Origin of the sequence: Pontibacillus sp. HMF3514, assembly GCF_009858175.1 — a bacterium.
Classification (GTDB): Bacteria; Bacillota; Bacilli; order Bacillales; family BH030062; genus Pontibacillus.
The window spans coordinates 3,484,556-3,498,930 of record NZ_CP047393.1; the positions used below are offsets into that span (position 1 = coordinate 3,484,556).

General features: G+C 35.9%; 15 protein-coding genes. 1 reads left to right on the forward strand and 14 read right to left on the reverse strand.

Going from position 1 to position 14,375, the window contains the following annotated elements:
• Positions 1 to 20: 20 nt before the first annotated feature.
• The 14 genes from GS400_RS17660 to GS400_RS17725 form a co-directional block, all read right to left on the reverse strand.
• Entirely contained in the window at positions 21 to 755 is a 735-nt protein-coding gene (locus GS400_RS17660) for a glycosyltransferase family 2 protein (protein ID WP_160104008.1), read from the reverse strand.
• 97 nt (positions 756 to 852) lie between these two features.
• Positions 853 to 1,854 carry a WaaS/CpsH family glycosyltransferase gene (locus GS400_RS17665; RefSeq protein ID WP_160104010.1) on the reverse strand — a complete coding sequence of 334 codons (1,002 nt, stop codon included), beginning with the start codon at positions 1,852 to 1,854 and terminating at the stop codon, positions 853 to 855.
• Positions 1,854 to 2,984 (reverse strand): SDR family NAD(P)-dependent oxidoreductase, encoded by a 1,131-nt coding sequence (locus tag GS400_RS17670; RefSeq protein ID WP_160104012.1) that lies wholly within the window; start codon positions 2,982 to 2,984, stop codon positions 1,854 to 1,856. Before GS400_RS17670 ends, GS400_RS17665 begins: the two co-directional genes overlap by 1 nt.
• A 24-nt stretch (positions 2,985 to 3,008) precedes the next feature.
• The gene (locus tag GS400_RS17675; RefSeq protein WP_160104014.1) at positions 3,009 to 3,875 is read right to left on the reverse strand and encodes an NAD-dependent epimerase/dehydratase family protein; all 867 of its coding nucleotides are present in this window, start codon (positions 3,873 to 3,875) and stop codon (positions 3,009 to 3,011) included.
• On the reverse strand, positions 3,872 to 4,531 hold the full coding sequence (locus GS400_RS17680) for a sugar transferase (protein ID WP_160104016.1): 660 nt from the start codon (positions 4,529 to 4,531) through the stop codon (positions 3,872 to 3,874). Before GS400_RS17680 ends, GS400_RS17675 begins: the two co-directional genes overlap by 4 nt.
• 2 nt (positions 4,532 to 4,533) lie before the next feature.
• Positions 4,534 to 5,364, reverse strand: coding sequence for a formyltransferase family protein (locus GS400_RS17685; RefSeq protein ID WP_236561033.1), 831 nt, complete (start codon positions 5,362 to 5,364; stop codon positions 4,534 to 4,536).
• Positions 5,365 to 5,375: 11 nt separating this feature from the next.
• Positions 5,376 to 6,056, reverse strand: coding sequence for a PIG-L deacetylase family protein (locus GS400_RS17690; RefSeq protein ID WP_160104020.1), 681 nt, complete (start codon positions 6,054 to 6,056; stop codon positions 5,376 to 5,378).
• Positions 6,057 to 6,348: 292 nt separating this feature from the next.
• Positions 6,349 to 6,513, reverse strand: a complete 165-nt coding sequence (locus tag GS400_RS17695; protein ID WP_160104022.1) for a hypothetical protein — start codon at positions 6,511 to 6,513, stop codon at positions 6,349 to 6,351.
• A 177-nt stretch (positions 6,514 to 6,690) separates the two neighbouring features.
• On the reverse strand, positions 6,691 to 8,547 hold the full coding sequence (locus GS400_RS17700; RefSeq protein ID WP_160104024.1) for a polysaccharide biosynthesis protein: 1,857 nt from the start codon (positions 8,545 to 8,547) through the stop codon (positions 6,691 to 6,693).
• Between the two features lie 111 nt (positions 8,548 to 8,658).
• On the reverse strand, positions 8,659 to 9,537 hold the full coding sequence (galU, locus tag GS400_RS17705; RefSeq protein WP_160104026.1) for a UTP--glucose-1-phosphate uridylyltransferase GalU: 879 nt from the start codon (positions 9,535 to 9,537) through the stop codon (positions 8,659 to 8,661).
• A 22-nt stretch (positions 9,538 to 9,559) separates the two neighbouring features.
• On the reverse strand, positions 9,560 to 10,885 hold the full coding sequence (locus GS400_RS17710; RefSeq protein WP_160104028.1) for a UDP-glucose dehydrogenase family protein: 1,326 nt from the start codon (positions 10,883 to 10,885) through the stop codon (positions 9,560 to 9,562).
• Between the two features lie 267 nt (positions 10,886 to 11,152).
• The gene (locus tag GS400_RS17715; RefSeq protein ID WP_160104030.1) at positions 11,153 to 11,920 is read right to left on the reverse strand and encodes a tyrosine-protein phosphatase; all 768 of its coding nucleotides are present in this window, start codon (positions 11,918 to 11,920) and stop codon (positions 11,153 to 11,155) included.
• A gap of 234 nt (positions 11,921 to 12,154) precedes the next feature.
• A complete protein-coding gene (locus GS400_RS17720; RefSeq protein ID WP_160104032.1) occupies positions 12,155 to 12,853 on the reverse strand; it encodes a CpsD/CapB family tyrosine-protein kinase in 699 nt (232 codons plus the stop codon).
• The gene (locus GS400_RS17725) at positions 12,843 to 13,598 is read right to left on the reverse strand and encodes a YveK family protein (RefSeq protein ID WP_160104034.1); all 756 of its coding nucleotides are present in this window, start codon (positions 13,596 to 13,598) and stop codon (positions 12,843 to 12,845) included. Before GS400_RS17725 ends, GS400_RS17720 begins: the two co-directional genes overlap by 11 nt.
• 310 nt (positions 13,599 to 13,908) lie before the next feature.
• On the opposite strand from GS400_RS17725, the gene GS400_RS17730 reads away from it, so the two are divergent.
• Positions 13,909 to 14,310, forward strand: a complete 402-nt coding sequence (locus GS400_RS17730; RefSeq protein ID WP_160104036.1) for a hypothetical protein — start codon at positions 13,909 to 13,911, stop codon at positions 14,308 to 14,310.
• The last annotated feature ends 65 nt before the right edge of the window (positions 14,311 to 14,375 follow it).

The window sequence follows — 14,375 nt, forward strand, 5'->3', positions numbered from 1 at the left end:
AAAAAAACAAAGAAAAAATATTAAAAAGAATGGATCTTTTTAATATTTTTTCTTTGTTGCAATAACGCACGTAAACAATAATAACGACTTACTAGCTTTTTTTGTAGTGATCTACCTTTTGAGTAACCTCCATCCGAAGCATTATTTCCATGTCTTCTATATATTATAAGAGGTTGTTCAATTTTACTGGTTCTAAAATAAAACTCAGACACCAGTGTAATCCATGTATCATGCGGAGCATATTCAGTATTTTGTGGGAATGGGAATATTGATAATAATACTTTTCTATTAAATGCCATACAACAACCTATATATCTTGATTTAATAAAATTCCTCAAAAAACCTGTATCTATATCAAATTCTTCAAATCTAGAATTGCTTATAATTTCAAAACTTGAATTCGCTGTTTTTGCATCTGATACCACAAAGTCATAATTCTGAAGTTTTTTTAAAGTAATTTCAACTTTTTCCGGTAACCATATATCATCTTGGTCGGACAAAAATATATATTCCCCCTTTGCCTTACTAAGAGCATTACAAAAATTATTTGTATAGCCTCTTTCACTTTGATTGTAAAACACTTTGATTCTAGAATCTTTATATTCATTTATAATACTAACTGTATTATCATCTGAATGATCATCTGAAATTATTAATTCATCACAATATGAAAGTTGATTTAATATTGAGTCTAATTGTTCTTTGATATATTTCTCGCCATTATACGTTGCTATGCAAACACTAATTCTCGTCATTAATTCTCTCACCTACTCAACTACTTTTCTTTGTTATCTTATATTCTATTTATTGAATTTGATTACCCTAGTAATTATTATCAAGACTGTCTTTCAACTAATCCTCTAGACCTAGCACTTCCTTAATCCAGTACTCTATAGAATACTTTATATATATATCGTCCTCTAATTTTTCATATGGATCATTAAAGAAATCCTTCGGAATATCTGAAGGATGTCTATTAATAATTTCGATATTTTTAGGGTTATAAAAATCATATTCTTTTATACTTTGATTTGTTGTAATTAGTTTTTTATTCATACCAATCATTTCAATAGTTCTCATTGTAAGGCCTGTTTGATTAGGGTGCTGAATATCAAGTACAACCTTCGTATCATCAATAATTTCAGCTATTTCAGAACTTTCGATTTTACCAAATTGAAATTCTTTAATTGATACATCTGCGAACTCTTTTTTTGTCATTTTATAAAAATAATATATAAACTTACTTTGAAGATAAGCATAAAGATAGAATTTCAACTTTTTAGCATGCGCTATCGAGTTAATTTTTTTAACAATTTTATACCTATCAGTGTGTATTGTACCAATAAAACTCAAATCATATTTATATTCATCTTTTTGACACGGTTCTTTCCTAAAGTCATCTGTGAAAAAAAGCGGCCTAAAAATAAAGTTATCATTTTCTTTAACATCTTCTAAATCAAATGATACTATTCTATCAAAGAATTTAAGTTTCTTTGATATACCTTTTATATTTTTCAATGAATCATACAAATATAAACACAAAATCGCCTGTGGATATAATTCTTTTAATTTCTTAATCGTTTCAATAGGCATCATTTCACACTTTATGATAAGAATATAGTCATAATTATTACTGGAAATTTTTTCAAAAATATCCTCGTAATAACAAATTGTTTTCTTTTGGAAAATATGAGGTGAAATTTTTAACAGCGCTTTTTCTATTGAGCTTGTTATTGATCTCTCATCAAAAAAATCTACTTCAGCTCCCATTTGCACCATTTTTTCTGATATCTTTTTTTCGTAACCAAAGAATGCCGGTGCAATAAACAAGATTAGTTTATTTTTAAGTTTCATTACTTATATAGTCCTTTTCTTTTCATTTCTTCGATTGATAATTCATAATTATCTTCTTCAACTTCTTGCTTTTCAACCCAGTCAACAAAATTTGATATACCTTTAGTAAAATTCACTTTGGGTTCATACCCTAGTAACATCTTTATCTTAGTTAGGTCAGCTAAATTATGTCGAATATCACCTAATCGATAATTTCCAGTAACTTTTATGTTAACATCTGACTGATATTTTTCTTTAAGTGTATTAGATACCGTTAAAACATCAGTCTTCTCACCTGATCCCACATTAAATGTTTGATAGTTAGCATTGTTATTTTCTATTCCTAAAATTATTGAATCTGTAACATCCTCTATATAAACAAAATCTCTAGTTTCAAGACCATCTTCAAAAATACTAAGGTCATTCCCATTTTTGATTCTTGTTGAGAATATCGATAGAATTCCTGTATATGGATTTTTCAAAGATTGCCCTGGCCCATATACATTTTGAAATCTATATGCAACAACAGGGATATTGATAGATTTTCCTATGATCATACATAATTCTTCTTGCGATTGCTTAGTATGTCCATAGACAGAAGTAGGATGTAATTTTGAATCTTCGTCAGTTGGCAACATTTCAACATTATCACCACAAACAGGGCATTTCACTTCAAAATCTCCTTGACTCATATCCTTATCTTCTCTTGACACTGGATATACCACTCCATGTACGCCACATTGAAATTTCCCTTCACCATATACAGCTCTAGACGCCGCAACAATAATTTTCTTGACTTGATTCTTTTCATTTGTAATTAATTCCATCATTTTTGCTGTTCCACCTATATTAACATCCACGTACTTACTAATTTCATACATAGATTGCCCGGTTCCAGTTTCCGCGGCTAAATGGACAATAATATCAACATGTTCTAACGCAAGTTTACAATCATCAAAGTTTGTAACGTCTCCCTTAATAAGCTTGCACTTATCTTTTATTAAATTGTAAGTATATGATTGAGCAGGATTTTCCCCATGAATTTGCTCACTCAGATTATCAAGAATAACAACTTCATACCCTTTATCTATTAATTTAAGTGATAGATTACTACCAATAAATCCCGCTCCTCCTGTTACCAATACCTTCATAAGTTTCTCTCCAATCATATTTGTTTACTTCTCCGTCCATTTAATTGATTCTTCGAACGAACAAGTTTCATAATCAAATTTCAAACCTCTAAAATTACTTCCTGGCCCCCCAGGTAATTGTTTATCATAAACAAATGAACCGAATACTTTTCGTAACATCCCAGATTGTTTTAGACTCATTTTAACAATCCAGTTAAGAGTCCTGAACAACACAATCTTCTTATTATGAACTTCTGCTACTAGTTTTACTAAGTTAGTCGTATTAACACTTTCCTTATTTTGTGGAAAATACAATCCACTTATTTCGTAATCGATTAATATGCGTATAAACTCAGATAAATTATTAATATATATCATGCTTCGCTCATTGTCTATATCAGGGAAAAACGGCACCTTTAAAGCCAATGATGCAAGTCTAATATAGTTGCCAGGTGAACCTTTACCGTATACAATTGGTGGCCTTAAAATTGCAATATTAAAATCGCTATTACCTAGTTCTCCAAGAAGTTTTTCGGCTTCGTATTTTGACTTGGCATAAGATGTCTTGGGTACTGGAATAGTATCTTTTGTTATAGTTCCAGCCTCCGTACCATAAACCCCCATCGTACTTAAAAATATGAACTGTTTTACTCCTTCTTTTTTTGCTTTTTTTGCTACTTCTATAGTAAGGTCCCTGTTTATTTTAAAGTACTGCTCTGTATTATGCTCTTTGAGATGAACAATCGCAGCGGTGTGAAGCACTACATCATAACCGTTAAATGAATATTCTGTCCAACGGTCATCTCTCAAACTAATTGTCTCTACTATATATTTATCAGCATATACCGAGACCCAATTTTTAAAAGATGTACCTACATAACTATTCGCTCCTGTTACGAGTATCTTTTTCATTTTGAAACAGTCTCCTCTTTTGTAACAGCTACTTCAGAAGTCCCTCTTTTAATATCAACCAGACATCTGTCAACGTATTTATCTTCACCAAAAAGAACTACACCAACTGTCCTGATTATAATTTTAATATCGAGTCGCAAACTATAATGATTTACATAGTAAACATCAAACTTATATCTATCTTGCAATGAAAGATAGATATTACCACTAACTTGGGCTAATCCAGTCAATCCGGGTTTCATATTCAACCTTCTTGAAATTTCATCTGTATAGTCTTTAAGAGATGCCACACGCTCCGGCCTTGGACCTACAAGACTCATTTCCCCTTTTAACACATTCAGGATTTGAGGTATCTCATCAATTTTACTTCTTCTTAAAAATTTACCAATAGTGGTAATTCTATCGTCACCCTTCATTACTTCTTTACCTTTAACCATCTTTTCTGATCCAGGTCTCATAGTTCTAAATTTATAAACCTTTAATACTTTTCTTTGAAACCCTGGTCTTTCTTGCAAGAAAAATATCGGACCTTTTGAAGTAGTCTTAATTAATATTGCAACTACAGCCCATAAAGGAAGTAATAATATAAGTACCGTTAAAGAAACAACTACATCAAATATTCGTTTAATACCTTTTTGAAATTTTTTTTCTTCCATGACTACCCCTCAATCTCATAATCAATAGGAATTAAAGATCCATCATTAAGCTTTATTTCACCATCAATAACGTCGGTCTTAGCTGACCATATTCTTATTATCTTTTCCCCGTCATTATAAAAAGCACCAGGATATGGATGAGTAACAGCTCTCACTAACTTATCTGCTTCATCCATAGTCATACTATTTAATATCTCACCGTCCTCTGGCTTTCTACCAGGCCACTCAGTAGCATCAACTTCATTCTGCTTTGTTAGTGTAACGTTGTTATTAACAATATCATCCCAATACTTTGCAATAAGAGAAATGTGCATTTCATCTATTTTTTCATAAAGTTCAGTTGCTGTTGTATCATTATTAAGGCCAATAATACCTTGACCAATAATTTCTCCAGTATCTACACCTTCATCCAACTTGAACATGGTAACACCTGTTTCATCTAATCCCTTAATAATTGCCCATGGTATTGCCGCTCTTCCTCTACCAACAGGTAATAATGTAGGATGCATTCCAATACAGCCATAAGTTGGCGACTCAAGTACTTCTTTTTTAGCAATTTGAGACCATCCTATAATGAATAGCCAGTCAATTTGCTGTTCTCTAAGTGCATCAAGAACTTCTTGGTCATTGATATTGTTAATTTTCAGAAGAGGAGCATCGTGCTCCGATGCAACATTATCGAGATAAATTCTCCCTGACTTATTTTTTGCTTTTTCGTCCTTAAGTGTTATAAGAAGATCCAAATTACCACCAATACGATTTATTTCTTCAATACAACTTAATCCCAATTGAACACAAGTTGCAAATGCTATTTTCTTCTTCAAATTTACCATCCTCTCTAATACTAGAATCCACGTCTAAAAACACTCTCAAAGGCTTCTGCATAAATCATGCCAGCTTGACCACCACGATATGCAGCTAGTCCTTTAATGGCTTCATTACTTCTAGGATGAGGGTAATCTCTCATTACTCCACGATACTGTGCTAACGCCTCTATTTTTTTATCAACAAACTCTTCACCAACTTCAATAAAAGTATTTGGTGAAAATTGATTCAACGTTTTGTTTAGTCCCCACTCCGTAGATGATGGAACTTCCATGAAGAGTAGTTCTTTTAAAGGTTTAACATCGCTTCTTCTTTGGAATAACCTTGATGCCGCCTGGCAAGCCAGAGAAGTGTGTAGGTGGTCATTATTTAAATCCGATGGATGGTGTGTGAAAATTACATCCGAACCAGTCTCAATAATTGCTTTTTCAATAAACTGTACAAGTTTTAAATGCGGAACCATGTTAAATTCAATATTAGGGAAGTTACCAGTAATAACTCTATCAACACCAATAATATTCATAGAACTGTTCACATCTGTATTTAACTCTTCGGTACTTGGCCTGAAATTACGTGCATTCACATCGCCTGATAGAATACATATATTAACTGAATGTCCTTCTTGAGCAAGCTTATACATCGTAGCTCCTGCTCCTAAAACTTCATCATCTGGATGTGCAATAACAACTAAATATGACATTTATTTTACCTCACTTATGTTTAATATCTGTTCATCTTGAGCACTTTTTTAGTAGATTAGGACTTACTTGGAATCTTCAACCTATTACTCCAATTAACTTCTAAACCACTAAGATTGTTATCTTAATCTGATACTCACCTCGTAATATCTATTCAATCTCACAACCCAATACGAAATAGATATCCACTTCAAAACTACCCTAAACCGAGTTTCTTCCTATTATACATACCACTCATCCCAACAAAAAAAGAAGCCCAAAACACCAGCTCCCAAATAACGCAATCAACCCACTCTACAAAAACTGCACCCCTTCACCCTGATCCTCTTCCTCAGACTCCTGTTCACTATGCAAACCACAAACAACCTCCCCATTCTCAAAACTATAACTTCCACCAACCTGACAGGTATGATCAAAATCTCCTAAAAACTCAACAAACAAAACATCCGAATGCTCCACATCAACCTAAAAAACCCGCATCACTAAATCGTGACACGGGTCTCCTAAACAAATAATACGAAAGGAAAAAATTACACTCCGCACAATCCGCATTCACCCAAGTTGTCATATAAAGCAGAAGCATTCTATTTGTATTTACAAAACAATTGAAAGATGTATTCAGAAGACAGTTTTTCGCTACTTAACTACCGCTAATTCCTCATCCTCAACAAAACGCCCATGCGCAATCCTCAAAACTCTCTCCCGAAGCTCGGCAGAATCAAACTCCTCAAACCGCTCAACACAATCCAAAACAACCCCAATATCAGAAGCAGTAGACTTCCCAACATAAATCTTCGGCCACACCTGCTCATCATGAACCTCATCTTCACCGAGCAATTCCTCATACATCTTCTCTCCAGGCCTTAACCCTGTAAACTCAATCCCAATCTCATCTACAGAATACCCAGAAAGCATAATTAAGTTCTCCGCAAGATCGACAATCTTCACAGGCTCACCCATATCCAGCACAAAGATCTCTCCACCTTTCGCAAGAGAACCCGCCTGAATCACTAACCGGGAAGCTTCCGGAATCGTCATGAAATAACGGTTCATTTCAGGATGGGTCACCGTCACAGGACCACCATTTTGAATTTGCTTTTTAAATAACGGAATGACACTCCCACGACTTCCGAGAACATTTCCGAAACGTACCGCCACAAAACGGGTGCGACTTTTCGAATCCATATGCTGAACAATCATTTCAGCCATACGTTTCGAAGCTCCCATGACACTGGTTGGGTTAACCGCTTTATCCGTAGAAACCATCACAAAGTTCCCTATACCATGGGCATCTGCTGCTTCGGCAACGTTTTTGGTACCGATCACGTTATTTTTAATCGCCTCTTGTGGGTTTCGTTCCATTAATGGTACATGCTTATGCGCCGCAGCATGATATACCACATCAGGATGATGTTGCTCCATCACATTCATCATACGATCAGCATCCTGTACATCAGCAATCTCCGTAATAATATTAAAATCATCCTGATAAGTTTGGCTTAACTCCATCTCAATGGTATAAATGCTATTTTCACCATGCCCTAACAAAATTAGATGCTTTGGCTTAAACCTTGCAACCTGACGACAAATCTCTGAACCAATCGATCCCCCTGCACCTGTTACAAGAATCGTTTTATCCGTAAGAGTATCTGAAATTGAATCCATATCTAATTCAATCGGATCTCTTCCTAACAAGTCTTCTATAGACACATCACGTACTTGGTTCACTGAAACGTTCCCCAATGCGATATCTTCAATCATTGGAAGGATTTGTACATTTCGGCAAACCGCTTGTGCATATTCAACAATCTCTCTAATTCGCTCTTTATTCACTGAAGGGACAGCAATTACGATGTGGTTAACATCATAATTAATTACAATAGACGCCAAATGATTCATGGACCCCAATACGGGTAACCCCGATACTTTTAATTTGTGCATCGTAAAATCATCGTCTACGAACCCAACCAACTCACAATCAACAGTTTTCGTTTCCTTCATTTGTCTCGCAAGCATACGTCCAGCTGAACCTGCCCCAATGATTAGCGTACGATTCTGGGGGGCTTCTACAGTAGCTGTTATTTCCTTTTTGGCAGGGAAAAGCCTTATTCCGTAAGTTTTATAGTATTTCCAGGCAAAACGTACTCCACCGATTAAAATAATATGTAACATCCACGTAACCGTTAGTGCTCGTTCAAATACCGACTGGAATACAACAGCTTGAACACTTGCCGTCACAACAATGGATAGCGTCACAACAAAGAAAATCCCTCTAAGTTCTTCCATACTGGCATAACGCCAAACCCTTCGATATAAGCCAAACACGGAGGAAAACATGTGGTGGGTTACCAATAACACAATCGAGCTCGTGAGAATGGATACATCAAACACTTTCACATATGGATTTAAGAAAAAGTGCGACATATAAATCGAAAAGGAGACAATGACGGAATCAATACACATTAACAACAATAATCTTTTCCTAAACGTCAAACCGATTGCCCCCTTTCTAATTTACGTACACATCCCTTTACACACTCACCCACAAAGCTGATATCTAAATATGTTGTCATTTGTTCGTAACTCAACTCGCTCGCCTACCTTTTACTGACTCACAAGATCTTCATGCAATACAGACTTCAAAAACCCTTCAAGATCCTCTTTCAAATCTGGATCCTGCAAAGCAACCTCAATCGTAGTTTGAATAAACCCTAACTTCTCTCCAACGTCATAACGCTTGCCTTCAAAATCATAAGCAAACACACGCTGAATCTCATTTAAACGTTGAATAGCATCCGTTAGCTGAACCTCGCCACCTGCACCGATCTCCTGTTTCTCTAAGAACATCATAATTTCAGGTGTCAGCACATAACGCCCCATAATCGCCAAGTTCGAAGGTGCTTCTCCTTGAGGCTTTTCCACAAATGAACGTACTTGGTAACGGCGACCAACCTGGTCAATCGGATCAATAATGCCATAACGATGGGTTTGGTCCTCCGGCACAGTTTGAACACCAATAACTGATGACATTGTTTCCTCGTACTGATCAATCAGTTGTTTCAACCCTGGTGTATCTGCTTGTACAATATCGTCGCCTAATAACACTGCGAATGGTTCATCCCCAATAAACTTCCGTGCACACCATACTGCATGACCAAGTCCTTTTGGTTCCTTTTGTCTTATGTAATGAATATCTACCTTTGAAGATTGGTTCACCTTATCTAGTAAACTATACTTTTCTTTCGCTACTAGACTCTGTTCCAATTCAAAGTTATTATCAAAATGATCTTCAATCGCTCGCTTTCCTTTACCGGTAACGATGATAATATCTTCAATTCCAGATTCTATTGCTTCTTCTACGATGTATTGAATCGTAGGTTTATCTACTATTGGTAGCATCTCTTTTGGCATCGCTTTTGTTGCTGGCAAGAACCGAGTCCCTAAGCCAGCAGCTGGAATTATTGCTTTTTTGACTTTTTTCAAACAAACCCTCTCCTAACACTTACTAGACAGTTTCCGTTACTTTAGTCACTACAGATGGACGTCCCATTGAGTAATACTCTATGTTATGAGATTGAGCTTCTCCTAAGTCAAAGCAATTACGACCATCGAATAAAACAGGGTGTTCCATTAGTTCATTAAGAACAGAAAGATTTAAACCTTTAAACTCCTCCCATTCCGTTAATAATAAAACAGCGTCAGAACCTTTAATCGCTTCATTACTACTCGCCGCAAATTGAACTTTTTCATCTAGAATAGTTCTAGCATTGTCCATTGCAATTGGGTCATATGCAGTAATCTGAGCGCCTTGGTTCACTAGCTCATTTGTTAAAACAATAGAAGCTGCTTCCCTCATATCATCTGTGTTTGGTTTAAAAGACAGACCTAAAATAGCAATCTTTTTATTTAACAATGAACCGAAACGTTCCTTCAATTTCTCTAATAATATAGCTTGTTGCTTTTGGTTGACTTCAATGACACCTTTTAATAGATTAAAGTCATAATCAACATTTCCTGCTATTTGAACTAAAGCCTTTGTATCTTTTGGAAAACATGATCCACCATACCCTATACCTGGGTTTAAAAATTGATTGCCAATTCGTGAATCTTGCCCCATACCAAAAGCAACGTCATTCACATTAGCTCCTAGCTTCTCGCAAATGTTGGATATTTCATTAATAAAACTAATTTTAGTCGCTAGAAACGCATTGGATGCGTACTTGATCATCTCTGCACTACGAATATCTGTCCTTATGATAGGTAGGCCAAATGGTTTATTAATCTCTTCTAATACATTTGCAGCATGTTCACTTTCTGTTCCAATAACAATTCGGTCACCATGAAAGGTGTCGTAGATCGCTGAGCCTTCACGTAAGAATTCTGGATTCGATACTACTTCTACATTGATTGGATGAGCCAATTGATATTTAATTACTTGTTTTAACCAATCATTGGTTCCTACTGGTACCGTACTCTTAGTAACTACTATAGTATCTCGAACAACGTGAGCTGCTATATCTTTTCCTACCTTTTCAACAAACGAAAGATCGGCACTTCCATCCTCAAGTTCAGGAGTACCAACTGCAATATAGATTGCCTCACACCCTTCAAATCCCTTTTGATGTTGAGTTGTGAAAAACAATCGATTCTCTTCAATATTCTTCAACATCATTTCATCGAGAGCTGGCTCATATATAGGAGATATTCCAGCTCGCATTTTTTCAACTTTGTCCTTATCTATATCAATACAAGTTACTTCATGACCAACCTCTGATAAACACACACCAGTTACTAATCCAACGTACCCTGTCCCAACTACTGCTATCTTCACATTAGGCCCTCCGATTCTTTATGTAATTTGTCTTTTTCAGTTCAAAATAAATATCTAATGAAAGGGTGACTTATGCACCCACTCATTAGATATTTATTAAATAATAAGGGCATCCAACCCCACCTCACACCCCACCAGTGACGACAAGCGTCTAAGGTGTCCAGTCATTGCTGCACCCACAGTGTGGCCGAGTGCCTCCGTTGATAGAGGTAAGGAGACATTACCTGTTGTAAATACTTTTTCATCTATCAAGCTAGTTTTAATTATTTAGAATAGACCAAGGATTTTACGTCGTTTCACCCGACTGGGCATTTCTTTAGCTACAGTTTGTCCATCCGTCAGATACTGGGCATTTTCCATAAAGAAGTACATCAAGTCAGTGCCGTACTCTTTTTCTATGAAATCGTAAGCATCTTTTAAGTGAAATCCTCTTGTTGAGGTATTATGTGCGTCCGATGCAATAAAATGCGTAAGGTTCGCTTCTATAAGCTGTTGCGTAAACTTTTGAACCTTTTTTCCGAATGTGCCGCATACACTAGCAGCAGTCACTTGAGTTAACGCACCGTTTTTCACAAACTTATATAGTTGATCTGGATTTTGCATAAGCTCTCGGTTTCGTTCGGGATGAACAATGATGGCTTGGTATCCCGCGACTTGAATGTCAAATAGCAATTGACTTGTATAGCGAGGGACGTGGTCGTGTGGGAGCTCCACGAATAAGTATCCGCTTGTTTCGTTCAGCGGAAGTAGCTGCCCTTGTTCTAGATGTTCAATCATATCTCCGTTAATTCGTGTTTCTTGACCTGGTAGGATGGTTACTGGGATTTCTGATGCTTGTAGTAAATCGTTTAAGTACTGTACCGCGTTCCGTATTTTATTATTTGTATTCGTATATGTACCGTTTAGATGGTGGGGGGTGGCTATGATCGTATCGATCCCTTCATGTGCTGCAGCTCTTGCCATATTAAGACTATCTTCAGCAATCTGTGCACCATCATCTAAACCAGGTAAAATATGACTATGTATATCAATCATTTTTTCACATCCTGATACTAGTCTTTTTTCCTAAGCAAAATATCCTCTTTATTTTGAATTTTACATCCAATTTGTTGTTTATATTCTATATTCTACCAACAAAAATAGTGTAATTGAAGGGGAGTTTTCGTCGAATCTCGTCGAAAACCAGTAGATTAGCCCAATATAGAACAATAGTCCTATGTAGCTGTTATAACAAAAGGAATGCAAGTTTCGATGCATTCCTTTATTCTTTTAATTTGTACTTCCATAATAATAATAGTAATTACTCTTTTTAATGTCTTTTCCGTTTAAAACCACACCTAATAGTTTTGCTTGCGCTTTTTCAAGTAGTTCCTTGGCTTTTTCAGCCGCTTCATTCTCCGTTTGTTTGCTTCGCACAACTAAAAGGACACCATCACATGCATTGGCTAAAATTTGAGAATCTGTAACTGCTAATACTGGGGGGGTATCAAAGATAACTAGATCATAATGCTGTTGGGCTTCTCGAATTAACGTATTCATTGCCTGTGACCCTAGTATCTCAGCAGGATTCGGTGGAATCGGTCCACTTGGCATTACATCTAGATGTTCAATGTGACTTTCTGATATGGAGTCGGATAACCCTCCACGGCCAACTAGATAAGTACTTAAACCTTTTGTGTTATCCGCCCGGAACGTATAGTGCACCGTTGGCTTTCGTAAATCCGCATCAATAAGGAGCACCTTCTTTCCTTGTTGAGCAAATACGGTTGCCACATTTGAAGCTGTCATCGATTTTCCTTCTGATGGCCCTGGTGAAGTAATTAGCATCGTTCGTAATTCTTTATCTACAGATGCAAATTGCAGATTTGTTCTGATAGTTCGATATTGTTCAGATATTGGGGACTTTGGATTGCTATTTGTAATGAGTGTACGTGCTTTATTTAATAATTTTTTCTTTCTACGCGCCAAGGGATTCACCTCCTGATGAACGAGTTCCTGTTTTGGATCTAGTTGTTCGGTGTTCTCCAAGGTCTTGTTCGCTTATGTTAGAGATTACACCAAGTACAGGCACACCTAGGATTTGTTCAACATCTGATTCGTTCTTAATCGTATTATCCATATACTCTAATAAAAAGGCTAGTCCAACCCCCACCATAGCCCCAACTACAAATGCGATCGCAATATTTAATAAAGGTTGCGGCTTTACAGGCTGCGGGTTGGTACCTACAACGGCCTGAGAAAGGATATGAACATTATTTACATTCATCAGGGTAGGGATTTTGCTTTGAAAGATTTCAACGGTTGCATTTGCGATTGCTGCTGCTTGAACGGGATCTGGATCAGTGGCTGTTACAGTTACAACTTGTGAGTTTTGTTCGCTTGATACTTGTAGTTTATCTTTCAGTTGATCATTCGACATGTTTAAATCCAATTCAGCTATAACATCATCTAGTATAGCCGGGCTCTTAATAATGACATTATATGTATTGATCAACTCGACATTGGTACGAATATCATTTACGTTGTAGTTCATATTTTGTTCTTGTTCATTTTGGTTCACTAGAAACTGTGAAGTAGATTGATAGATTGGTGTTAAATAGAAGTAACTAATTAATCCACTCGTTACTGTTGCTATAATAATAAGCGATATAATTAAAAGCATTCGTTTCTTTAATACTTCAAAGATCTCCTTAAGCGAGATGGTTTCTTCCATATGTGTAGGCCCCCAAATTCTGTATCTTTTCGATTCCAATAGTCATATTATAGCACAATTTACCAAGGACTTAAGTAGGTGAATTATGAACAGTTGTTAAAATTTCTATTATTTTTCTATGGTAATTTTCCTTGTTTTTTACTATATCGGTAATAATATAATCATTTTCAATACATATAAAAAGAAATGTCTGTGCGCTAAGATAGATCTTATATTTTGACCTTACTTAACATTTATAATTATGTTTATTTATTCCATTGCATTACTTGAAGAGATGGAGTACTTGAGCCAATCTATTCAATCTTAGAGTATGGAAGAGATCAATCTCGTGGTTGGAAAAGTAGCTAATTCACAAGGTGTTCGCACAGATGGATTTTATAACACGATCATCTTAAGCCCCAAAGAGGAATTTAAAGTTGAAAGTGTTAAAACTGTAAGTCCTAGAGAACTTGATAATAAAGTGAATAACGAGGTTTACTATTTAAATCAAGAAGACTTCATTGCTTTTGCAGACGAGAATGGAAACCAAGAATTAGATGAAGGTGAAAGGATCTACATTGAAGAATCAGGTTATGCTAACCATGAAGGATCTAGTACTATCACATTAAAACTTACAGAGTTGCTACAGAGTGATGCTCGTTTTGATGGAGAGCCTGTTTATGTTACTACGAGTAATTTAATAAAACGAAAAACCTATTCCAACAAACTATAGAACCAGCGGAACTGGCGGAAGATGGTATTGCTGCTAATATTCAAAGTAATGATAGTGGCGAAAAG

Bases quoted from the DNA above. Each gene is read 5' to 3' on its own strand.
- GS400_RS17660 (WP_160104008.1), bottom strand. From the start codon at position 755: ATGACGAGAATTAGTGTTTGCATAGCAACGTATAATGGCGAGAAATAT.
- GS400_RS17665 (WP_160104010.1), bottom strand. From the start codon at position 1,854: ATGAAACTTAAAAATAAACTAATCTTGTTTATTGCACCGGCATTCTTT.
- GS400_RS17670 (WP_160104012.1), bottom strand. From the start codon at position 2,984: ATGAAGGTATTGGTAACAGGAGGAGCGGGATTTATTGGTAGTAATCTA.
- GS400_RS17675 (WP_160104014.1), bottom strand. From the start codon at position 3,875: ATGAAAAAGATACTCGTAACAGGAGCGAATAGTTATGTAGGTACATCT.
- GS400_RS17680 (WP_160104016.1), bottom strand. From the start codon at position 4,531: ATGGAAGAAAAAAAATTTCAAAAAGGTATTAAACGAATATTTGATGTA.
- GS400_RS17685 (WP_236561033.1), bottom strand. From the start codon at position 5,364: ATGGTAAATTTGAAGAAGAAAATAGCATTTGCAACTTGTGTTCAATTG.
- GS400_RS17690 (WP_160104020.1), bottom strand. From the start codon at position 6,056: ATGTCATATTTAGTTGTTATTGCACATCCAGATGATGAAGTTTTAGGA.
- GS400_RS17715 (WP_160104030.1), bottom strand. From the start codon at position 11,920: ATGATTGATATACATAGTCATATTTTACCTGGTTTAGATGATGGTGCA.
- GS400_RS17725 (WP_160104034.1), bottom strand. From the start codon at position 13,598: ATGGAAGAAACCATCTCGCTTAAGGAGATCTTTGAAGTATTAAAGAAA.
- GS400_RS17730 (WP_160104036.1), top strand. From the start codon at position 13,909: ATGGAAGAGATCAATCTCGTGGTTGGAAAAGTAGCTAATTCACAAGGT.